This window comes from Pseudomonas sp. GM21 (assembly GCF_000282215.1).
GTDB lineage: Bacteria > Pseudomonadota > Gammaproteobacteria > Pseudomonadales > Pseudomonadaceae > Aquipseudomonas.
This window is the reverse complement of the sequence record NZ_AKJS01000102.1, coordinates 12,568-33,340: the sequence shown is the minus strand read 5'-3', so window position 1 is coordinate 33,340 and position 20,773 is coordinate 12,568. Positions and strand designations below refer to the sequence as shown.

The following is a 20,773-nucleotide window of genomic DNA, read 5'->3' as shown; positions in this document are numbered from 1 at the left end:
CATGAACAGCACGCTTATCCAGACAGACCGTTTCACCTTGAGTGAAACCGAGCGCTCGGCCATCGAGCATGAGTTGCATCACTACGAAGACCCGCGCGCGGCGTCGATCGAAGCCCTGAAGATCGTCCAGAAGGAACGTGGCTGGGTGCCGGATGGTGCTCTGTACGCCATCGGCGAGATTCTCGGCATCCCGGCCAGCGACGTAGAAGGCGTGGCGACGTTCTATAGCCAGATCTTCCGTCAGCCAGTGGGCCGTCACATCATTCGCGTCTGCGACAGCATGGTCTGCTACATCGGCGGCCACGAGTCCGTGGTCAGCGAAATCCAGAGCAATCTGGGCATCGGCCTGGGTCAGACCACCGCCGACGGTCGTTTCACCCTTCTGCCGGTCTGCTGCCTCGGCAACTGTGACAAGGCGCCGGCGTTGATGATCGACGACGACACTTTCGGTGATGTGCAGCCTGCCGGCGTTGCCAAATTGCTCGAGGGCTACGTATGACCCTGACTTCCTTCGGCCCTGCCAACCGCATCAAGCGGTCGGCCGAGACTCACCCGCTCACCTGGCGTCTGCGTGACGACGGCGAAGCCGTGTGGCTCGACGAGTACCAGGCCAAAAACGGTTACGCCGCAGCGCGCAAAGCTTTCGCCGACATGGCTCAGGACGACATCGTCCAGACCGTGAAGGATTCTGGCTTGAAAGGTCGCGGCGGTGCAGGCTTCCCCACGGGCGTTAAGTGGGGCCTGATGCCCAAAGACGAATCCATCAACATCCGCTACTTGCTGTGCAACGCGGATGAAATGGAGCCGAACACCTGGAAAGACCGCATGCTGATGGAGCAACTGCCCCATCTGCTGATCGAAGGCATGCTGATCAGTGCTCGCGCGCTGAAAACCTACCGTGGCTACATCTTCCTGCGTGGCGAGTACACCACCGCCGCCAAGCACCTCAACCGTGCCGTGGAAGAAGCCAAGGCAGCGGGCCTGCTGGGTAAAAACATCCTGGGCAGCGGCTTCGATTTCGAGCTGTTCGTCCACACCGGCGCCGGGCGTTACATCTGCGGTGAAGAAACCGCACTGATCAACTCCCTCGAAGGCCGCCGCGCCAACCCGCGCTCCAAGCCGCCCTTCCCCGCCGCCGTGGGCGTGTGGGGCAAGCCTACTTGCGTGAACAACGTTGAAACCCTGTGCAACGTGCCGGCGATCATCGCCGACGGCGTGGACTGGTACAAATCGTTGGCTCGGGTCGGCAGCGAGGATATGGGCACCAAGCTCATGGGCTTCTCCGGCAAGGTCAAGAACCCTGGCCTGTGGGAACTGCCATTCGGCGTCACCGGTCGCGAGCTGTTCGAAGACTACGCCGGCGGCATGCGCGACGGCTTCAAGCTCAAGTGCTGGCAGCCTGGCGGCGCCGGTACCGGTTTCCTGTTGCCGGAACACCTGGACGCACAAATGTACGCCGGCGGCATCGCCAAAGTCGGCACCCGTATGGGTACCGGCCTGGCCATGGCGGTGGACGACAGCGTCAACATGGTGTCCTTGCTGCGCAACATGGAAGAGTTCTTCTCCCGCGAATCCTGCGGCTTCTGCACCCCGTGCCGTGACGGTTTGCCGTGGAGCGTCAAGCTCCTGCGTGCGATCGAGAACGGTGAAGGGCAAGCCGGCGATATCGAGACCCTGCTGGGTCTGGTCGGTTTCCTCGGCCCAGGCAAGACCTTCTGTGCTCACGCACCGGGCGCCGTGGAGCCGTTGGGCAGCGCAATCAAATACTTCCGCCATGAGTTCGAAGCCGGCATCGCGCCCACCAGCGCCGTCGTCCCGCCTCTGGCAAGGCCGATCGTAGTCGGCGCGTAAACGCTTAAAAAGGCGAAGGGTCCGTGCCCTTCGCCTTCTCGTGTGATGACGCCTTTAACGGCTGTGTTGATTCACGCGAATACAAGATTCCATTAGCCACGCCCGCTGACACCGGGCCAACGAAGAACTTTGAACCATGGCCACTATCCACGTAGACGGCAAAGAGCTCGAAGTCGATGGGGCAGACAACCTGTTACAGGCGTGTCTGTCGCTAGGCCTCGATATCCCGTATTTCTGCTGGCACCCAGCCCTTGGCAGCGTTGGCGCTTGCCGCCAGTGCGCGGTCAAGCAGTACACCGACGAGAACGACACCCGTGGTCGTATCGTCATGTCCTGCATGACCCCCGCCACCGATGGCACCTGGATCTCCATCGAAGATGAAGAATCCAAGGCCTTCCGCGCCAGTGTTGTCGAATGGCTGATGACCAACCACCCTCACGACTGCCCGGTCTGTGAAGAAGGCGGTCACTGCCACCTGCAAGACATGACGGTAATGACCGGCCACAACGAGCGCCGTTACCGCTTCACCAAGCGTACCCACCAGAACCAGCAACTGGGCCCGTTCATTTCCCACGAAATGAACCGCTGCATCGCTTGCTACCGCTGCGTGCGTTTCTATAAGGACTATGCCGGCGGCACCGACCTCGGTGTGTTCGGTGCCCACGACAACGTGTACTTCGGTCGCGTTGAAGACGGCACCCTGGAAAGCGAGTTCTCCGGCAACCTCACCGAGGTCTGCCCGACCGGTGTGTTCACCGACAAGACTCACTCCGAGCGCTACAACCGCAAGTGGGACATGCAGTTCTCGCCGAGCATCTGCCATGGCTGCTCCAGCGGTTGCAACATCTCCCCGGGCGAGCGCTACGGTGAACTGCGTCGTATCGAAAACCGCTTCAACGGTTCGGTCAACCAGTACTTCCTGTGCGACCGTGGCCGTTTCGGCTACGGCTACGTCAACCGCGAAGATCGCCCGCGTCAGCCTTTGCTGGCCAACGGCTCCAAGCTGAGCCTAGACGAAGCGCTGGATAAAGCCGCTGACCTGCTGCGCGGTCGCAACATCGTCGGCATCGGTTCGCCGCGTGCCAGCCTCGAAAGCAACTACGCGTTGCGCGAACTGGTGGGCGCCGAGCACTTCTACTCCGGTATCGAAGCCGCTGAGCTGGAGCGCATTCGTCTGGTCATGCAGGTGCTGAACGACAGCCCGCTGCCGATCCCGAACATGCGCGACATCGAAGACCACGATGCAATCTTCGTCCTCGGTGAAGACCTGACCCAGACTGCGGCCCGTATGGCCCTGTCCCTGCGTCAGTCGGTCAAAGGCAAAGCCGAAGACATGGCCGATGCCATGCGCGTTCAGCCTTGGCTCGACGCCGCCGTGAAGAACATCGGTCAGCACGCGCTGAACCCGCTGTTCATCGCCAGCCTGGCTGAAACCAAGCTCGACGACATCGCTGAAGAATGCGTTCACGCAGCACCGGACGACCTGGCCCGCATCGGTTTCGCCGTGGCTCACGCCCTCGACGCCAGTGCCCCAGCGGTTGAAGGCCTGGATGCTGAAGCCCTTGAACTGGCCAAGCGCATTGCCGACGCCCTGCTCGCGGCCAAGCGTCCATTGATCATTGCCGGTACCTCGTTGGGTTCCAAGGCGCTGATCGAAGCCGCTGCAAACATCGCCAAAGCCCTGAAGCTGCGCGAGAAGAACGGCTCCATCAGCCTGATCGTGCCAGAGGCCAACAGCCTCGGCCTGGCCATGCTCGGTGGTGACTCGGTCGACGCTGCGCTGCAAGCGGTGATCTCTGGCGGTGCTGACGCCATCGTCGTGCTGGAAAACGATCTGTACACCCGCACCGATAAAGCCAAGGTTGATGCTGCATTAACCGCCGCGAAAGTGGTGATCGTTGCCGACCATCAAAAAACCGCAACCAGCGATCGCGCGCACCTGGTTCTGCCAGCCGCCAGTTTCGCTGAAGGCGACGGTACCCTCGTTAGCCAGGAAGGCCGCGCCCAGCGCTTCTTCCAGGTCTTCGATCCGAAATACATGGACGCCAGCATCCTGGTTCACGAAGGCTGGCGCTGGCTGCATGCCCTGCGCGCCACCCTGCTGAACCAGCCGATCAACTGGACCCAGCTCGATCACGTCACCGCTGCCGTCGCTTCGAGCACGCCGCAACTGGCGCGTATCGTTGATGCCGCACCGTCCGCCGCGTTCCGCATCAAGGGTATGAAACTGGCCCGCGAACCGTTGCGTTACTCCGGTCGTACCGCCATGCGCGCTGACATCAACGTGCACGAACCGCGTACCCCGCAAGACAACGACACCGCGTTCAACTTCTCGATGGAAGGTTACTCGGGCTCGGTCGAACCGCGTCAGCAAGTGCCATTCGCCTGGTCTCCGGGCTGGAACTCGCCGCAAGCCTGGAACAAGTTCCAGGACGAAGTCGGTGGTCACATCCGCGCTGGCGACCCGGGCACCCGCCTGATCGAAAGCACCGGTGATTCGCTGAACTGGTTCGCCGCTGTTCCGCGTGCGTTCAACCCGGCTCCGGGCACCTGGCAGGTTGTGCCGTTCTTCCACCTGCTCGGCAGCGAAGAGAACTCTTCGAAAGCCGCACCGGTTCAGGAACGCATCCCGGCCGCCTACGTCGCCTTGGCCAAGTCCGAAGCTGATCGTCTGGGTGTCAACGATGGCGCCATGCTCAGCTTGAACGTGGCTGGCCAGACCCTGCGTCTGCCGCTGCGCATCAATGAAGAGCTGGGTGCCGGTCTGGTTGCATTGCCTGCGGGCATCGCCGGCATTCCGCCAGCGATCTTTGGCAAATCCGTTGACGGTCTGCAGGAGGCAGCGCAATGACTTGGTTCACTCCTGAAGTGATCGACGTGATCATCGCAGTCATTCAGGCCATCGTGATTCTGCTCGCCGTGGTGGTGTGCGGCGCGTTGCTGAGCTGGGTCGAGCGTCGTTTGCTCGCCCTCTGGCAGGACCGTTACGGTCCGAACCGCGTCGGCCCGTTCGGCGCGTTCCAGATCGCCGCCGACATGATCAAGATGTTCTTCAAGGAAGACTGGACCCCGCCGTTCGCCGACAAGATGATCTTCACCCTGGCACCGGTCGTGGCCATGAGCGCCCTGCTGATTGCCTTCGCGATCATCCCGATCACCCCGACCTGGGGCGTGGCGGATCTGAACATCGGTATCCTGTTCTTCTTCGCCATGGCCGGTCTGTCGGTCTACGCGGTGTTGTTCGCCGGTTGGTCGAGTAACAACAAGTTCGCCCTGCTGGGCAGCTTGCGGGCCTCGGCACAAACCGTGTCGTACGAAGTGTTCATGGGCCTGTCGCTGATGGGCATCGTGATTCAGGTCGGCTCGTTCAACATGCGCGACATCGTTGATTACCAGGCCCAGAACCTGTGGTTCATCATTCCGCAGATCTTCGGTTTCCTGACCTTCTTCATCGCTGGCGTCGCCGTGACTCACCGTCACCCGTTCGACCAGCCGGAAGCGGAACAGGAACTGGCCGACGGTTACCACATTGAATACGCCGGCATGAAATGGGGCATGTTCTTCGTCGGCGAGTACATCGGCATCGTGCTGATTTCGGCGCTGCTGGTGACCTTGTTCTTCGGTGGCTGGCACGGTCCGTTCGGCATTCTGCCGCAGATCCCGTTCATCTGGTTCGCGATGAAAACCGCGTTCTTCATCATGATCTTCATCCTGTTGCGCGCTTCGATTCCGCGCCCACGGTATGACCAAGTGATGGATTTCAGCTGGAAGTTCTGCCTGCCGCTGACCCTCGTCAACATGCTGGTGACCGCTGCGATCGTGTTGCTCAACACGCCCGCCGTCGCGGCTCAGTGAGGATAGAGAATCATGAAGTACATATTTGACATCGTGCATGGCTTCTTCACCCAGCTTCGCAGCCTGGTGATGATTTTCGGCCACGCCTTCCGCAAGCGCGACACGCTGCAGTACCCGGAAGAAGCCGTGTACCTGCCACCGCGCTACCGTGGCCGTATCGTCCTGACCCGTGACCCTGATGGCGAAGAACGTTGTGTAGCCTGCAACCTGTGCGCCGTGGCGTGCCCGGTTGGTTGCATCTCGCTGCAGAAAGCTGAAACCGAAGACGGTCGCTGGTACCCGGACTTCTTCCGCATCAACTTCTCGCGCTGCATTTTCTGCGGCCTCTGCGAGGAAGCCTGCCCGACCACCGCGATCCAGCTGACACCGGATTTCGAAATGGCCGAGTTCAAACGTCAGGACCTGGTTTACGAGAAAGAAGATCTGCTGATCTCCGGCCCCGGCAAAAACCCTGATTACAACTTCTATCGTGTTGCAGGTATGGCGATTGCCGGGAAGCCCAAAGGCTCCGCGCAGAATGAAGCCCAGCCGATCAACGTGAAGAGCTTGCTGCCTTAAGGAAGAAAGATGGAATTCGCTTTCTATTTCGCATCGGGTATCGCTGTGGTGTCCACGCTTCGCGTGATCACCAACACCAACCCTGTGCACGCCCTGCTCTACCTGATCATTTCACTGATCGCCGTGGCCATGACGTTCTTCGCCCTCGGCGCACCGTTTGCCGGTGTACTGGAAGTGATCGCCTACGCTGGCGCCATCATGGTGCTGTTCGTGTTCGTGGTGATGATGTTGAACCTGGGGCCCGCCTCGGTTCAGCAAGAGCGCGTCTGGCTCAAGCCCGGTATCTGGCTCGGCCCCGTGATTCTCGGCGCATTGCTGCTGGGTGAACTGCTGTACGTACTGTTCGCTCATCAGAGCGGCCAGGCCATCGGCCACACCACCGTAGACGCCAAGGCCGTTGGCATCAGCCTGTTCGGTCCGTACCTGCTGGTGGTCGAACTCGCCTCGATGTTGCTGCTCGCCGCAGCCGTCACGGCGTTCCACTTGGGCCGCAACGAAGCCAAGGAGCAATGACGATGCCTGCTATCCCTATGGAGCATGGTCTGGCGGTCGCCGGCATCCTGTTCTGCCTCGGTCTGGTCGGCCTGATGGTCCGCCGCAACATTCTTTTCGTGCTGATGAGCCTGGAGGTCATGATGAATGCCTCCGCACTGGCGTTCATCGTTGCCGGTAGCCGCTGGGCGCAGCCGGATGGACAGATCATGTTCATCCTGGTGATCAGCCTGGCAGCCGCCGAGGCCAGTATCGGCCTGGCGATTCTGTTGCAGCTGTACCGCCGCTTCCACACTCTCGATATCGACGCTGCCAGCGAGATGCGCGGATGAATCTTCTCTATCTGACTTTCGTATTCCCCCTTATAGGTTTCCTGCTGCTGGCGTTCTCACGCGGCCGCCTCTCGGAAAACCTGTCGGCGCTGATCGGCGTCGGTTCCATCGGTCTGTCGGCCATCGTCACAGCCTATGTGATCTGGCAATTCAACGTCGCCCCGCCGGAAGGCGGTCACTACACCCAGGTGTTGTGGCAGTGGATGGCGGTGGAAGGCTTTACGCCGAACTTCGCGCTGTACCTCGATGGCCTGTCCGTGACCATGCTCGGTGTGGTCGTGGGTGTCGGCTTCCTGATCCACCTGTTCGCGTCCTGGTACATGCGCGGTGAAGCCGGTTACTCGCGCTTCTTCGCCTACACCAACCTGTTTATCGCCAGCATGCTGTTCCTGGTCCTGGGCGATAACCTGTTGTTCCTGTACTTCGGCTGGGAAGGCGTGGGCCTGTGCTCGTACCTGTTGATCGGTTTCTACTACAGCAACCGCAACAACGGTAACGCGGCACTCAAGGCGTTCATCGTGACCCGTATCGGCGACGTGTTCATGGCCATCGGCCTGTTCATCCTGTTCGCTCAACTGGGTACGCTGAACGTCCAGGAACTGCTGGTGCTGGCACCGCAGAAATTCCAGGCCGGCGACTTCTGGATGGTCATGGCCACCCTGATGCTGCTGGGTGGCGCTGTCGGTAAATCCGCGCAACTGCCGCTGCAAACCTGGCTGGCGGATGCGATGGCCGGTCCTACCCCGGTTTCGGCACTGATCCACGCCGCAACCATGGTGACCGCTGGTGTTTACCTGATCGCCCGTACCCACGGCCTGTTCACCCTGGCGCCGGAAATCCTGCACCTGGTCGGCCTGGTCGGCGGTGTGACCCTGGTCCTGGCGGGCTTCGCCGCTCTGGTACAAACCGACATCAAGCGTATCCTCGCCTACTCGACAATGAGCCAGATCGGCTACATGTTCCTGGCCCTGGGCGTGGGTGCCTGGGACGGCGCGATCTTCCACCTGATGACCCACGCCTTCTTCAAGGCCCTGCTGTTCCTTGCATCCGGTGCGGTGATCGTTGCCTGCCACCACGAGCAGAACATCTTCAAGATGGGCGGTCTGTGGAAGAAACTGCCGCTGGCCTACGCCAGCTTCATCGTCGGTGGTGCCGCTCTGGCAGCCCTGCCACTGGTGACCGCAGGTTTCTACTCCAAGGACGAAATCCTCTGGGAAGCGTTCGCCAGCGGCAACCACGGTCTACTGTACGCAGGTCTGGTCGGCGCGTTCATGACGTCGCTGTACACCTTCCGCCTGATCTTCATCGCGTTCCACGGTGAAGCGAAGACCGAAGCGCACGCCGGTCACGGCATTGCTCACTGGCTGCCACTGTCGGTGCTGATCGTATTGTCCACCGCCATCGGCGCGATGATCGTTCCGCCACTGCACGGTGTGTTGCCGGAAAGCGTCGGCCATGCCGGCGGCGAAGCCAAGCACAGTCTGGAAATCGCTTCGGGCGCCATCGCCCTGGCCGGTATCCTGCTGGCCGCGCTGCTGTTCCTCGGCAAGCGTCGCTTCGTCACTGCAATCGCCAACAGCGGCATCGGCCGCTTCCTTTCGGCCTGGTGGTTCGCTGCCTGGGGCTTCGACTGGATCTACGACAAACTGTTCGTCAAGCCATACCTGGCGATCAGCCACGTACTGCGCAGAGACCCGCTCGACCAGACCATCGGTCTGATCCCGCGTATGGCCAAAGGCGGTCACACCGCCCTGAGCCGTACCGAAACCGGTCAACTGCGTTGGTACGCGGCATCGATGGCAGCCGGCTCCGTGCTGGTCATCGGCGCCATCGTGCTGGTAGCGGTCTGAATATGAACCTTGCGAACTTGCGAAAGGAATTGAGCCCGTCATGATTCTGCCTTGGCTAATCCTGATCCCCTTCATCGGCGGCCTGCTGTGCTGGATGGGTGAGCGCTTCAGCTCCACCCTCCCGCGCTGGATTGCGCTGATCACCATGTCCCTGTTGCTCGCCCTCGGCCTTTGGCTGTGGGCCAACGGTGACTATTCATTAGCCCCGGCGCCTGGCGCCGATCCGACCTGGGCGCTTGAGTTCAAGCACATCTGGATCCAGCGTTTCGGCATCAGCGTGCACCTGGCCCTCGATGGCCTGTCGCTGCTGATGATCATGCTGACCGGTCTGCTGGGCGTTCTCTCGGTCCTCTGCTCGTGGAAAGAGATTCAACGTCACGTTGGCTTCTTCCACTTGAACCTGATGTGGATCCTGGGCGGTGTCGTCGGCGTGTTCCTCGCCCTCGACCTGTTCATGTTCTTCTTCTTCTGGGAAATGATGCTGGTGCCGATGTACTTCCTCATCGCGCTCTGGGGTCACAGTTCTTCGGACGGCAAGAAAACCCGGATCTATGCGGCGACCAAGTTCTTCATCTTCACTCAGGCGTCCGGCCTGATCATGTTGGTGGCGATCCTGGGTCTGGTCCTGGTCAACTTCAACGACACCGGCGTGATTACTTTCAACTACGCCGACCTGTTGAAAACCAAGATGTCGATGACCACCGAGTACATCCTGATGCTCGGCTTCTTCATCGCCTTCGCGGTGAAGCTGCCAGTCGTACCGTTCCACTCCTGGTTGCCTGACGCTCACGCCCAGGCGCCAACCGCAGGTTCGGTCGACCTGGCCGGTATCTTGTTGAAGACGGCGGCTTACGGTCTGCTGCGTTTCGCCCTGCCGCTATTCCCAAATGCCTCGGCCGAGTTCGCGCCGTTCGCCATGACCCTGGGTCTGATCGGGATCTTCTACGGTGCGTTCCTGGCCTTCGCCCAAACCGACATCAAGCGTCTGATCGCCTACTCCTCCGTTTCCCACATGGGCTTCGTGTTGATCGGTATCTACTCCGGCAGCCAACTGGCGCTGCAGGGCACAGTGATGCAGATGCTGGCGCACGGTCTGTCGGCGGCAGCACTCTTTATCCTCAGCGGTCAGTTGTACGAGCGCACTCACACCCGCGACATGCGTGAAATGGGTGGCCTGTGGTCGAAGATCGCTTACCTTCCGGCCATCAGCCTGTTCTTCGCGGCTGCGTCCCTGGGCTTGCCGGGTACCGGTAACTTCGTCGGTGAGTTCCTGATCCTGATCGGCACCTTCCCTGCTGCGCCGTGGATCACCGTGATCGCAACGTCCGGCCTGGTGTTCGGTTCGGTCTACTCGCTGATCATGATCCACCGTGCCTACTTCGGCCCGTCCAAGTCGGACGCGGTGATGCATGGCATGGATGGTCGCGAAATGATCATGGTGGTCGGTCTGGCGGCGCTGCTGATTTACATCGGCGTGTACCCGCAACCGTTCCTCGATACCTCTGCCGCGACGATGCATGGCGTGCAGCAGTGGCTCGGCACCGCCTTCACTCAACTCGCTTCGGCCCGGTAAGAGCGCTATGGAATTCACGACTCAACACTTTATCGCGCTAGCGCCGTTGTTGATCACCAGCGCCACGATCATCGTGGTGATGCTGGCGATTGCCTGGCGCCGCAACCACTCGCAGACCTTCCTGATTTCCGTGGCGGGCCTGAACCTGGCGTTGCTGTCGATCCTGCCGGCCCTGAAAGTCGCGCCATTGGCCGTGACCCCGCTGCTGCAAATCGATAGTTTTGCCTGCTTGTACATGGCGCTGATCCTGGTCGCCACCCTCGCGTGTGTGACCCTCGCCCACGCCTACCTCGGCGATGGCGGTTCGGGTTACCCGGGCAACCGTGAAGAACTGTACCTGCTGATTCTGATGTCCGCCGCCGGTGGCCTGGTTCTGGTCAGCGCGCAGCACCTGGCCGGTTTGTTCGTCGGTCTGGAGCTGCTGTCGGTGCCGGTCTACGGTCTGGTGGCCTATGCCTTCTTCAACAAGCGTTCGCTGGAAGCCGGTATCAAGTACATGGTGCTGTCGGCCGCCGGTTCTGCCTTCCTGTTGTTCGGCATGGCGCTGCTGTATGCCGATTCGGGCAGCCTGAGCTTCAGCGGTATCGGCCACGCCCTCGCGGCCACCGGCCTGCCAAGCTCGCTGGCGCAACTGGGCCTGGGCATGATGCTGATTGGTCTGGCGTTCAAGCTGTCGCTGGTACCGTTCCACCTCTGGACCCCGGACGTGTACGAAGGTGCTCCGGCACCGGTGGCCGCGTTCCTGGCGACCGCTTCGAAAGTGGCCGTGTTCGCGGTGATGGTGCGTCTGTTCCAGATCTCGCCAGCGGCAAGCAGCGGAGTGCTGAGCGACGTACTGACAATCATCGCCATCGCGTCGATCCTGTTCGGTAACCTGCTGGCACTGACCCAAAGCAACCTCAAGCGTCTGCTGGGTTACTCGTCCATCGCCCACTTCGGTTACCTGCTGATCGCCCTCGTGGCGAGCAAGGGTCTGGCCGTGGAAGCCATTGGCGTGTACCTGGTCACCTACGTGATCACCAGCCTCGGCGCCTTCGGCGTGATCACCCTGATGTCCTCGCCATACAACGGCCGTGACGCGGATGCCCTGTACGAATACCGCGGCCTGTTCTGGCGCCGTCCGTACCTGACCGCCGTACTGACCGTGATGATGCTGTCCCTGGCCGGTATCCCGCTCACCGCGGGCTTCATCGGCAAGTTCTACATCATTGCCACCGGCGTCGAGTCGCATCAGTGGTGGCTGGTCGGCTCCCTGGTACTGGGCAGCGCCATCGGCGTTTTCTACTACCTGCGTGTGATGGTCACGCTGTTCCTGATCGAACCGAACCTGCGTCGCCACGATGCGCAACTGCACTGGGAACAACGTGCAGGCGGCGTGATGCTGCTGGCCATCGCGGCACTGGCGTTCTTCCTCGGTCTGTATCCTCAGCCATTGCTGGTGCTGGTTCAACAGGCCGGGTTGGCGGGTTGATCGCTTGAGCGGTACTCGGTAGAAAAATAGAAACGGCACCTTCGGGTGCCGTTTTTGCGTTTGGGGGATTTGTTACTGCTGCCCTGCCCTCCTTCTGCAATTCCCGAAAGCTCACGCGGGAATGTCAGGTTCGTCCTACAGCCAGAACTTGGGCAATACCTCTATCTTGAATGCCTGCGGGAACGACCGATATGAGGACGAACAATGAAACGCGATATCTTTTATGAATTGGCAGATGGATTTGAAGTCTTGGCCACTGGGCGTCGGAACGAAATTTCGCCTGCGCGCTCCAGCGCCAAATCTATCCTTATGTCATACGTCTGCTCTAAGGCGTTGCGCAACTTTGCAGCCCTACAAGATTCTGGCTATATTTGTCCAGAATATGGGGAGAGGCGAATCATGATCATTGTTCCGTTAGCCGAAGCCAAAAACAATTTATCCAAACTTGTCGATGACGCTGCCGCCGGAAAAGTCATCACGATCGCCAAACACGGCCGGCCACTTGCCCGCCTGGTTCCAGTGGAAAGATCTCGCGGACAACGTATAGGAGCGATGAAAGGCAAACTCATCCTTACCGACGACTTCGATGCCGCTCTGCCGGACGATCTGCTGGATGCATTTGAAGGGCAGCAACCATGAGAGTGTTGCTCGATACCCATGTGCTGCTCTGGACACTCGCCGATGATCAGAAATTATCTGGCAAAGCCCGACAGCTCATTAATAACGCTGCTGAAGTTTATGTTAGCGCCGCGACTTTCTGGGAAATGGCGATCAAGGTCAGCATAGGAAAGCTGAGCGTTGACCTGGAGGAAATCCGGGAATATTGCGTCGAAAGTGGATTCATTGAATTACCTGTTTCATCCGAACACGCTATTGCGGTGAAAGATCTGGAACCTCACCATCGTGACCCGTTTGACCGCCTCATTGTGGCAACTGCTATGACGGAACCGATGAAACTTCTTACGGCGGATCCAATAGTGGCTAAGTACACATCATTGGCCATTTTGATTTAAAACTCGCTACGACGGTTTTGAGGATACTGGATCCTAGGCAGCACAAAAAAACGGTACCTTCGGGTGCCGTTTTTGCGTTTGTGGATCGTAGTTTTCAGACATCGATTTATGCACCGCTTCGCAGGTCAGCCCCACTGCCATCAATGACTCTCCACATTGGGAACACAGGCGAATTGAAGTCAGCAGGGCAAATGGTAAATCGCACTCCTCCCTCCTTTATCGAATGCTCTCACAGCACTGATCGACTCGTCCTACACGTGTTTTCACGACCGCGGTCTACCGTTGAAACGGGAACAAAAAGGATGGCCTGGAGGCCTTGACCGATTCGATTATCGAGACAACACTATACGTAGGTAGCGTACAGAACATGGATGCTCTTTTTATCGAATTACCTATGTTTCAAAAACACCGAGACGATTATCTGGACGACGATCTGTTTCGCAGCTTCCAGCTGGAGTTGCTGAGGAATCCGGAAGCGGGAGATCTCATTGAGGGCACTGGTGGGCTGCGCAAAATTCGCTTTCGCGATCAACGCCGAGGTAAAGGCAAGCGCGGCAGAATACGGGTGATTTATTACTGATGGTCAGGCTTCGATCAATTCTGGCTATTCACCGTGTACAGCAAAAACGAGCAAGACGACTTGTCGCCCTTCCAGAAGAAAATTTTCAGACAAGCACTAGAAAGAGAAATCAACACGAGATCCCACTATGAAACGTGACATTTTTTCCGAACTGATGGATGGCCTCGAATCGCTGGCCGATGAGCGCCAAGGCAAGATCACTCTGCGAACCCACAAGGTTGAGCTACCAAAACTGATGCCCATCACTGCCGAGGAAGTGCTAGCCATCCGCCAACAGCTCAACCTTTCCCGGTCAGTATTTGCCATGTATCTGCGCACCAACACCCGAACCCTCGAGAACTGGGAACAGGGACGGGCAACCCCAAATGCTCAGGCCACGACACTGATCCGCCTGGTTGCACGCTTTCCGCAGACAATCGAACAACTCGCAGCCTTGACCTGAACCATCGAGGTAAAACGGCACCTTCGGGTGCCGTTTTTCGTTTGTCGGAGGCCGAGAGACTAAACCGCGCGTCGCTCCATTATTCCTTCACAACTGTAGGAGCATTCGCCAAATCAAAGGCTAAAGAGAACATTAAACACATCTATTGCAAATTAACCTCAGCCTCTGGCTGAAACTTCCCACAAGTGACTACGAATAAACCTGAGCACCCCGTCATTTAGAAATGCCGCTCCCGCCAGCTCGCAACGCATTTTCACGCGGTATTCAGTCAATACGTCAATTGTTCTGTACGTATTTCAGCATTACTTCAATACGGTTTCGATACTTTCTGACATTTTTGACGTACTCAACCCATGACTTATACATTTGATCCGTGCTCAACGAAGCACACTCAACTAAATACAAGAGGATTTAATCATGGGTTATATGGCCAGCTGGAACGCCAACAAAGTCATCGATCTTGAACAACAAGAAGCCCCGACTGCCGAACAGATCGAAGCACTTCAATTGACCGAGGAAGAACAGGCAGAACTACAGGCCGAATAAAAAACCGGGGGCAATGCCCCCGGTTTCTCGAGGGAACGAATAATGGACAAGTTCATGGTTACTGAACGGGAGCTGACTCTGGCTCAGGCCGAGCAGCGAATTCTTGCCGAACTGGAGGGATTTGGTCTTCATCTCGACATCCGCACCCTTGGTAGCAAAATCGTTGCGACCCACGTTTCTGTCAGTACCCATAATCCTCGACGCCGCGCCAGAGGTGCCGGTAAAGGCTACGCGGAGCAAGCCCGAGTCGGTGCACTCTATGAAACGCTGGAACATTATCTGAGCGATCATTGTGATACCTCCATCGCTCACTACATTGCGCCGGCCTATTTTTCCCACACTCCACTTTTTCACGACGACTCAGCGCTTGCACTTATAACAAAAAAAAGCACCTGCACTGCTTGCCGAACTTATATCAATACAATAGACAACTCTTCGTTTTATTACCCAATAGCCTTGTGCACACCCGACTATTCAAGCAATGTTTTTGCACCCGACACGACCAACTATCGTTCCCTGCGCCGTTATGCCAGCAACAGCGGAACCGCCATTGGTGCAACTTACAATGAGGCAGTCCTGCACGCCGTCAATGAATGTATCGAACGCGACGCGGTGTCATTGTTTCTGCTGGACCATTTTTACTACGAAAACCACCCGCCTCTGCGCCGCGTCGTCCGATTACCCGATGACGATGTCCTCGGCCGACTGTGGTCAGACGCCGAGGCAGAAATCGGCGCCGAAATTGTCCTTGTCGATATCAGCACCGAGTTTTTTCCGAAGACTTTTCTCGCCTTTTCCATCGGGCCTTGTGTAACCCCAAGAGTGTTTGGAGCAGGCTGCTCACTCATGGCCCGACATGGCGCATGGCGTGCGCTGACCGAGCTTGTTCAGTTGCATCACGGGGCCAACGAGCCCGAACTGACGCATTGCCTGAGCAACGCGGAACGCCATCTGAAGCAGTTCCCCCGGTTGTTACGCTGTTTGCGATTCGACCTCAATCCGTTGCTCAACCAGTCCGAGCAACAGTACGTGGCGTTGCCCCACGCACATGATCAAAAGCCACTGGCTGAGCAGATCGATCTGCTGGCCAAGGACCTGCAACAACAAGGACGAACGCTGGGTATTTCAACGCTGCATCAAACCAGGTTGGGAACCACTCTGGTCAATGTCGTGATACCGGGGCTGGAGCGTTTTTTTGTTGTTTCCAGCGGCAACGTGGTGGTTCCGCAAGCGCGAGGGCGACGCCTGGAACGTCCTCAAGGAGTGAGCGTATGAACCCTCGGTTCAATCCAGTCGATCCCCGACGAGAAGTATTGCTGGCTCAAACCTTCGTCCAGCCTTCCACCCCCTCGCTCGCACTCAATTGCCACGTAGAACCCTTCGGTGGCGGATTCCATCACCTCTTCTTCTTGCGCGTGAATGGCTGCCATTGGGCAGGTCGAAAAATGCTGCAGCAGGCTGAAAGCGGCGGTTGGTACATCAGCAGTCTGCTCAAGCCCTGGATGCTGCTCGGGCCGCTGGCCGAGATGCAATGGGAGAATGTCGGTATCGCACTCTATTATCACGGTGCGTCCATGGAGCAAAAGCAAGCGGCCTTCAACCTTGCACAGGCTCGACCCGACAGTGAAGTCCACTTCCCGTTTCCTGCCATCGATGCCAAGGGTCTGGAATTCGTTTGCCCGACCGATTACTGGCAGTGCGACGACTCGCTCGCCACGCAGCTGGATGCTGACGAAGGCCATCTACGAGAGCATTGCGCTACCCTGCTTGAAACCCTGTCGAGCCCCGGAACCGTGATCCTGGATCCGGCCTGTTCGACGGGCGAGTTCATAACGCACCTGTCCCGTGCGCTTCCCGAGCGCCACTGCCTGGGTTCCGACCGTTCGGCCTCGATGATTGATCACGCCAGGTGCCGTCATGCCACCGGTGCGGTGGAGTTCCTTGTGGCCGATGCCCGAGACGTTGTTTCTTCCGGCCTCAAATGCGATGTGCTGATCCTGCGTTTTCTCAATGCCGAAGTGATGACTCGCGCGGATGCCCGGCAGACCTTTCACGATATTGTGGCCTGTGTGAATCCGGGGGGCACGGTTCTGGTTTTCGGTCATACCCCGGTGCTGGTGCCGGTGCCATACATGGCCCAATTGCTGAAACTGGAGCTTCTTTCAAGCGTCGCGGCCCGCCCTGAGCAAATGGAACTGTTCCAGTTCTACCGGCTGAGGGTCCCTCTGACATGACGCCTTCATTGAAAACCGGCTACTTCCCGACCTGCGACGGGCACTTGATCTATTGGGAACGACACGGCACCCCTGGCACCGAACCGATATTTTTCCTGCATGGCGGGCCGGGTGGGTGCAGCAGTCGTCATCATCTGGAGTTCTTCGATCTCCTCGGTTTCGACATCGTCCTGTATGACCAGCGCGGCTGCGGACGCTCTTACCCCCACGGTGAACTCCGGCGCAATAACACAGGGTTGTGCGTGGAAGACATCGACAGACTGCGTCAGCATTTGGGCTTCGAAAAAATCAGCCTGTTGGGGGTTTCCTGGGGAAGCTGGCTGGCGATCCAGTACCAGCAGCGTTATCCCCAAACCGTGCTGAAAACCACCTTGGTCTCAGTGTTTGTACCCTTTGCCGCCAACGTCAGTGCCTATGACCAAAAGTTAAGCGAAGGTCTGGCGGGTGTAGGTCATGGGACTGATGGCAGCAGTGCGCGGCAGATCTATCAAATACTGAGCAACGGCTGTACAGCGCAGCAGCGTCAGGCCGCCACCCACTGGTTAAAAGCCATTTTTCAGTTGAACGGTCAGTCTATGCGCCAAGGCACAATCGAAGATTTCGCCGATGAAGAAGCCGTCCACGCTATCCGCCTGGAGTTGCACTACCACCTCAATCAATACTTCTTCACCCGCAGGCAGGAAAAACTGACCCTCGATTCCAATACCCAGGTGATACAAGGCATTAAGGATACGTTTGGTATGACCAGCCTGCGCTGGCTTCGTCAACGTCTGACCATGCAGTGCCAGTTACTGCATGCCGGACACGATGCTTTTGACAGTGCCATGCTGAAAGCCGTGCGCCGCACACTGAAACGAAGCCTGTGCCCGTAACAAAAACGGTACTTCTGTCAGAGTTGGTTCGGCTGGAAAAATCTGTGTCTGGAAAGACCCCATCGCGAGCAGGCTCGCTCCCACAATGGACCGCGAGTGCCCATGCAACACCAATCTCCTGTGGGAGCGAGCCTGCTCGCGATAGCGGACTATCAGGCACAAACAAAAACGCGGCCCTTCTAGCGCCGCGTTTTTTTGTGCCGCTCAGTCTCATTGGTCAGCCAGCGGGGTCGACGTTATCCAACGCCTTGTTCACTGCCAGTTCGCCCAACATCACCACCTGCGCAATCCCCAACAGAGTCTTGCGATGCGTGCCTTCCAGCAGCGCGGCAAAGTCACCGAGCATGACCGTGGCCGAGGCCAGGGATTCGCAGGCATTGGCCAGCAAGGATTCGGTGTCGGCTTGGGGATTGACGAAGAACATCTCGTTGGGGGTGTATGGCGTGGCCATGATGTGGGCACCGGGGTTGAGGTAGTCGTCGAGGGCGCGGTCGGCGGCTTCGTGGAGTTTCCGGGTGTCGATGGAGGCGTAGGGGGATGTTGGGTCTGAGTCTGAAGCGTTGTCTGCTTCGGGAGGGTTTGGTGTTGGTTTTTTCATGATGTATTTCCGGTGAGGCGGTGGAGCTGGCCCATTCGGTTCCACGCAAATGGGTGGCAGCTGTACGCAGGTTGGAACCCGGGCCACCGAAAAACCCGACAGACTCGAAGTCTCCCGCGCACAGCCGCCATAACGGAATGCACACCATCAAGGCGCGCAAGCATACGTCATGAAAGCCACTTTTGCGCTTTCGGGGTTCCGGGGTTCCAATCCCGATCGCTGAATTGGCAGCGACCAGCACAGGCTAGAGACCGAACGTCCGACGGACAACCTGAAAACATTGTGGGAAGGTTCTGCTCATCCACCTAAACGCTTAAACATCCCGAATTGAAATACGAACTGTGATGCACGGAATTGTTTGGCCAGCTCAGGCTTGCCCGCGAAGGGGCCGGTCCACCCAGCATCTTCATCGACTGACCCACCGCTATCGCGGGCAAGTCGAATCGTCGCACCGCCGCTCCCACAGGTTTGGCGGTGTACACAACCTATGCTGGCTCAAGTCCTCCCGCAGAATCTCATTCATATCCAGCAAGCTGACCAGTGTCATGTCGAAGCGTTCGCAAGCAGCTTGTACATCCATGCGCATACGCACCCCTCTCTGATTACAGTGCACCAGTAAGCGTAGCGGTATGCGATTAGCTGCGGCTTTATGGCCATCAGAAATGCGATCAATTACACCTAAGGCGTAGCTGATAGTTTTGTACACACAAGCGCCCGCCATTGAGCGGGCTTTTCATATCTGTAGGATTTTGGTGTTTTAGGCCACGTTTGCACTCTGTAGGAGCGTTCACATTGCCCAGTGAAAACGAAGCCTATATTTTGTGAACGTTCTGAAGAAATCCAAGACAACAAAAAAGGGCCCACCTTTCGGTGAGCCCTTCTAGACCGCCCAGCAGAGCGGATTTTGTTTGGTAGGCGCGATTGGACTCGAACCAACGACCCCCACCATGTCAAGGTCTAGCCGTTCTAAGGGAAAGCCAGCGATCTAGAGGCTTAGCGAAGACACCCATTCACAATGTGAGGTGTCCAAACATGGCCAACATACGCTTACTACCCTCAGGGAACTGGAACGCTCAGGTGCGTCCTCAGGGAAAGCCCTCTCAATACAAAACCTTTCCTACTCAAGCACTCGCTCAAGCATGGGCTGACCAGCTTGAAGCCGTCACCAAGACGCATCAGACCCATACGCTTTACACCTTGGGCATGACCTACTGTGAAACCTTGCTCAAGGGTAAGGGAAGCTATGACCATGCCATCAAGATCGTTGACCAACTCTTTGCTGCCTTCCCTCAGTCAATCCATGACATCACCCCTCAGCTAGTCAATGACTTCAAGCTGAAGCGTCTTCAAACGGTCAAGCCTGCTACCTGTCGTATACAGCTAGCGTTCCTGTCTCGTTTCTTCAGGTTCGCTAAGCGTGGCCTGCTCATCGACATACACAATCCTGTAAGTGACATAGCCCTACCCAAACCAGACAAGTCTAGCGACAAGGTAATCAGTGCTGGCGAGCTAAGACAGCTGCTCAATAAGCTCTCCCCCACCATGGCGCTCATAGTGGAGCTTGCATATGAAACCGCTATGAGACGTTCAGAGATACTCAAGCTGACAGTAAATTGCTTACACCTAGAAGAACGCATTGCAGATGTGATTGATGGGAAGAACGGCACTAGGTCTGTACCCCTAACCCTGCGTGCCATTGAGCTACTGAAAGAAGCTCAGCGTCTGGCATTAGCAGACAGAGCAAGCAAGGGAAGGCTATTCACTGTCATCCCTCACAGCGTCTCCCAGGCTGTCAGGATCGCAAGGAATAAAGCAGGCCTAGACTCTAGCGTTAGGCTCCACCAGCTACGGCATACACGCATTACTAACGTAGCCAAGAAAGGGTTTAACAACGCCCAGATAATGATTGTGTCAGGGCACAGGGATACTAGGTCTGTAGCCAGATACTCACATCTGAATGCTAAGGATGTACTCCACTTGATTGACTGAGGCTCTGTAAGATCGCTGGTGAGGCGACCATTAATAACCCTCACCAGTTTACACCCAATAACTTACCCCTCCCTATACGAGCCTGTAGAGCGTTACAGACAGCATTGATAGTAAGTAATGAGATGAGCAGCTTCAAGAATTAACCTTAGAAAATATTTTCATCTAGGCCTGCGTGTATTTTCCTGAAAAACCAGTATATATAGTAATGATGCAAATACCCCGTAGGAAAACTTCAAATAATAATTGATGAAGGTAACGCCTACCTCCACTACCGATTGATTACTTTCTCCTAGGCTTGTGGCCGTATTCCTAAAAAATCGATATAGTAAGTACTACTACGGGATTTACGTTCCAGCCCTCAATACCCCCTCCCCTATCAACCCACCCTACAAACATGCAGGACGCTTCCACTCGCCCACAAATCGAACACTATATCTATCATGGGGGATATAGGGGCAGCTGTACCTTACTAACAATAACTATAGGTAACAATAATGAGCATCACACTAGAAGACAT

General features: G+C 57.5%; 19 protein-coding genes and 1 pseudogene. 19 read left to right on the top strand and 1 reads right to left on the bottom strand.

What is annotated here, in order from left to right; all coding sequences use genetic code 11:
- The first annotated feature begins 1 nt into the window (after position 1).
- From nuoE to PMI22_RS12745, 18 genes and pseudogenes are all read left to right on the top strand, one after another.
- Positions 2 to 499, top strand: a complete 498-nt coding sequence (gene nuoE, locus PMI22_RS12670; protein WP_007946422.1) for an NADH-quinone oxidoreductase subunit NuoE — start codon at positions 2 to 4, stop codon at positions 497 to 499.
- Entirely contained in the window at positions 496 to 1,851 is a 1,356-nt protein-coding gene (gene nuoF / locus PMI22_RS12675) for an NADH-quinone oxidoreductase subunit NuoF (protein WP_007946421.1), read from the top strand. The genes nuoE and nuoF overlap by 4 nt, the downstream gene beginning before the upstream one ends.
- Positions 1,852 to 1,987: 136 nt before the next feature.
- Positions 1,988 to 4,702: an NADH-quinone oxidoreductase subunit NuoG gene (gene nuoG / locus PMI22_RS12680; protein WP_007946420.1), complete on the top strand. Its 2,715-nt coding sequence runs from the start codon at positions 1,988 to 1,990 to the stop codon at positions 4,700 to 4,702.
- Positions 4,699 to 5,706 carry an NADH-quinone oxidoreductase subunit NuoH gene (gene nuoH / locus PMI22_RS12685; RefSeq protein WP_007946419.1) on the top strand — a complete coding sequence of 336 codons (1,008 nt, stop codon included), beginning with the start codon at positions 4,699 to 4,701 and terminating at the stop codon, positions 5,704 to 5,706. The genes nuoG and nuoH overlap by 4 nt, the downstream gene beginning before the upstream one ends.
- A 12-nt stretch (positions 5,707 to 5,718) precedes the next feature.
- Positions 5,719 to 6,264, top strand: coding sequence for an NADH-quinone oxidoreductase subunit NuoI (gene nuoI, locus PMI22_RS12690; RefSeq protein ID WP_007946418.1), 546 nt, complete (start codon positions 5,719 to 5,721; stop codon positions 6,262 to 6,264).
- Positions 6,265 to 6,273: 9 nt separating this feature from the next.
- Positions 6,274 to 6,777, top strand: coding sequence for an NADH-quinone oxidoreductase subunit J (nuoJ, locus tag PMI22_RS12695; RefSeq protein ID WP_007946417.1), 504 nt, complete (start codon positions 6,274 to 6,276; stop codon positions 6,775 to 6,777).
- A 2-nt stretch (positions 6,778 to 6,779) separates the two neighbouring features.
- On the top strand, positions 6,780 to 7,088 hold the full coding sequence (gene nuoK / locus PMI22_RS12700; RefSeq protein ID WP_007946416.1) for an NADH-quinone oxidoreductase subunit NuoK: 309 nt from the start codon (positions 6,780 to 6,782) through the stop codon (positions 7,086 to 7,088).
- On the top strand, positions 7,085 to 8,938 hold the full coding sequence (nuoL, locus tag PMI22_RS12705; protein ID WP_007946415.1) for an NADH-quinone oxidoreductase subunit L: 1,854 nt from the start codon (positions 7,085 to 7,087) through the stop codon (positions 8,936 to 8,938). Before nuoK ends, nuoL begins: the two co-directional genes overlap by 4 nt.
- A gap of 40 nt (positions 8,939 to 8,978) precedes the next feature.
- On the top strand, positions 8,979 to 10,511 hold the full coding sequence (gene nuoM, locus PMI22_RS12710) for an NADH-quinone oxidoreductase subunit M (RefSeq protein WP_007946414.1): 1,533 nt from the start codon (positions 8,979 to 8,981) through the stop codon (positions 10,509 to 10,511).
- Positions 10,512 to 10,518: 7 nt separating this feature from the next.
- Positions 10,519 to 11,982 (top strand): NADH-quinone oxidoreductase subunit NuoN, encoded by a 1,464-nt coding sequence (gene nuoN / locus PMI22_RS12715; protein ID WP_007946413.1) that lies wholly within the window; start codon positions 10,519 to 10,521, stop codon positions 11,980 to 11,982.
- Between the two features lie 309 nt (positions 11,983 to 12,291).
- Positions 12,292 to 12,621 (top strand): type II toxin-antitoxin system Phd/YefM family antitoxin, encoded by a 330-nt coding sequence (locus tag PMI22_RS31625; protein ID WP_443200812.1) that lies wholly within the window; start codon positions 12,292 to 12,294, stop codon positions 12,619 to 12,621.
- A complete protein-coding gene (locus tag PMI22_RS12725; RefSeq protein ID WP_007946411.1) occupies positions 12,618 to 12,995 on the top strand; it encodes a type II toxin-antitoxin system VapC family toxin in 378 nt (125 codons plus the stop codon). Before PMI22_RS31625 ends, PMI22_RS12725 begins: the two co-directional genes overlap by 4 nt.
- A gap of 367 nt (positions 12,996 to 13,362) precedes the next feature.
- Positions 13,363 to 13,713: pseudogene (locus tag PMI22_RS0129455) on the top strand (toxin).
- A complete protein-coding gene (locus PMI22_RS12730; protein WP_007946408.1) occupies positions 13,703 to 14,017 on the top strand; it encodes a helix-turn-helix domain-containing protein in 315 nt (104 codons plus the stop codon). Before PMI22_RS0129455 ends, PMI22_RS12730 begins: the two are co-directional and overlap by 11 nt.
- 417 nt (positions 14,018 to 14,434) lie before the next feature.
- Positions 14,435 to 14,563: a hypothetical protein gene (locus PMI22_RS32285; protein ID WP_007946407.1), complete on the top strand. Its 129-nt coding sequence runs from the start codon at positions 14,435 to 14,437 to the stop codon at positions 14,561 to 14,563.
- Between the two features lie 42 nt (positions 14,564 to 14,605).
- A complete protein-coding gene (locus PMI22_RS12735; protein ID WP_007946405.1) occupies positions 14,606 to 15,838 on the top strand; it encodes a YcaO-like family protein in 1,233 nt (410 codons plus the stop codon).
- Complete coding sequence (locus PMI22_RS12740) at positions 15,835 to 16,797, top strand: class I SAM-dependent methyltransferase (RefSeq protein ID WP_007946404.1); 963 nt, start codon at positions 15,835 to 15,837, stop codon at positions 16,795 to 16,797. Before PMI22_RS12735 ends, PMI22_RS12740 begins: the two co-directional genes overlap by 4 nt.
- Positions 16,794 to 17,669: an alpha/beta fold hydrolase gene (locus PMI22_RS12745; RefSeq protein WP_007946402.1), complete on the top strand. Its 876-nt coding sequence runs from the start codon at positions 16,794 to 16,796 to the stop codon at positions 17,667 to 17,669. The genes PMI22_RS12740 and PMI22_RS12745 overlap by 4 nt, the downstream gene beginning before the upstream one ends.
- 217 nt (positions 17,670 to 17,886) lie before the next feature.
- Here the strand turns inward: PMI22_RS12745 and PMI22_RS12750 are convergent, their stop codons facing one another.
- A complete protein-coding gene (locus PMI22_RS12750; RefSeq protein WP_007946401.1) occupies positions 17,887 to 18,267 on the bottom strand; it encodes a DUF6124 family protein in 381 nt (126 codons plus the stop codon).
- Between the two features lie 1,032 nt (positions 18,268 to 19,299).
- Here PMI22_RS12750 and PMI22_RS12755 point away from each other — a divergent pair.
- Entirely contained in the window at positions 19,300 to 20,256 is a 957-nt protein-coding gene (locus tag PMI22_RS12755) for a tyrosine-type recombinase/integrase (RefSeq protein WP_007946398.1), read from the top strand.
- Positions 20,257 to 20,773: the final 517 nt, after the last annotated feature.

Coding starts and splice junctions, on each gene's coding strand:
- PMI22_RS12745 (WP_007946402.1), top strand. CDS start 16,794: ATGACGCCTTCATTGAAAACCGGCTACTTCCCGACCTGCGACGGGCAC.
- PMI22_RS32285 (WP_007946407.1), top strand. CDS start 14,435: ATGGGTTATATGGCCAGCTGGAACGCCAACAAAGTCATCGATCTTGAA.
- nuoL (WP_007946415.1), top strand. CDS start 7,085: ATGAATCTTCTCTATCTGACTTTCGTATTCCCCCTTATAGGTTTCCTG.
- PMI22_RS31625 (WP_443200812.1), top strand. CDS start 12,292: ATGTCATACGTCTGCTCTAAGGCGTTGCGCAACTTTGCAGCCCTACAA.
- nuoF (WP_007946421.1), top strand. CDS start 496: ATGACCCTGACTTCCTTCGGCCCTGCCAACCGCATCAAGCGGTCGGCC.
- PMI22_RS12735 (WP_007946405.1), top strand. CDS start 14,606: ATGGACAAGTTCATGGTTACTGAACGGGAGCTGACTCTGGCTCAGGCC.
- nuoI (WP_007946418.1), top strand. CDS start 5,719: ATGAAGTACATATTTGACATCGTGCATGGCTTCTTCACCCAGCTTCGC.
- nuoJ (WP_007946417.1), top strand. CDS start 6,274: ATGGAATTCGCTTTCTATTTCGCATCGGGTATCGCTGTGGTGTCCACG.
- nuoK (WP_007946416.1), top strand. CDS start 6,780: ATGCCTGCTATCCCTATGGAGCATGGTCTGGCGGTCGCCGGCATCCTG.
- PMI22_RS12750 (WP_007946401.1), bottom strand. CDS start 18,267: ATGAAAAAACCAACACCAAACCCTCCCGAAGCAGACAACGCTTCAGAC.
- nuoN (WP_007946413.1), top strand. CDS start 10,519: ATGGAATTCACGACTCAACACTTTATCGCGCTAGCGCCGTTGTTGATC.
- PMI22_RS12725 (WP_007946411.1), top strand. CDS start 12,618: ATGAGAGTGTTGCTCGATACCCATGTGCTGCTCTGGACACTCGCCGAT.
- PMI22_RS12740 (WP_007946404.1), top strand. CDS start 15,835: ATGAACCCTCGGTTCAATCCAGTCGATCCCCGACGAGAAGTATTGCTG.
- nuoH (WP_007946419.1), top strand. CDS start 4,699: ATGACTTGGTTCACTCCTGAAGTGATCGACGTGATCATCGCAGTCATT.
- PMI22_RS12730 (WP_007946408.1), top strand. CDS start 13,703: ATGAAACGTGACATTTTTTCCGAACTGATGGATGGCCTCGAATCGCTG.
- nuoE (WP_007946422.1), top strand. CDS start 2: ATGAACAGCACGCTTATCCAGACAGACCGTTTCACCTTGAGTGAAACC.
- nuoG (WP_007946420.1), top strand. CDS start 1,988: ATGGCCACTATCCACGTAGACGGCAAAGAGCTCGAAGTCGATGGGGCA.
- nuoM (WP_007946414.1), top strand. CDS start 8,979: ATGATTCTGCCTTGGCTAATCCTGATCCCCTTCATCGGCGGCCTGCTG.
- PMI22_RS12755 (WP_007946398.1), top strand. CDS start 19,300: ATGGCCAACATACGCTTACTACCCTCAGGGAACTGGAACGCTCAGGTG.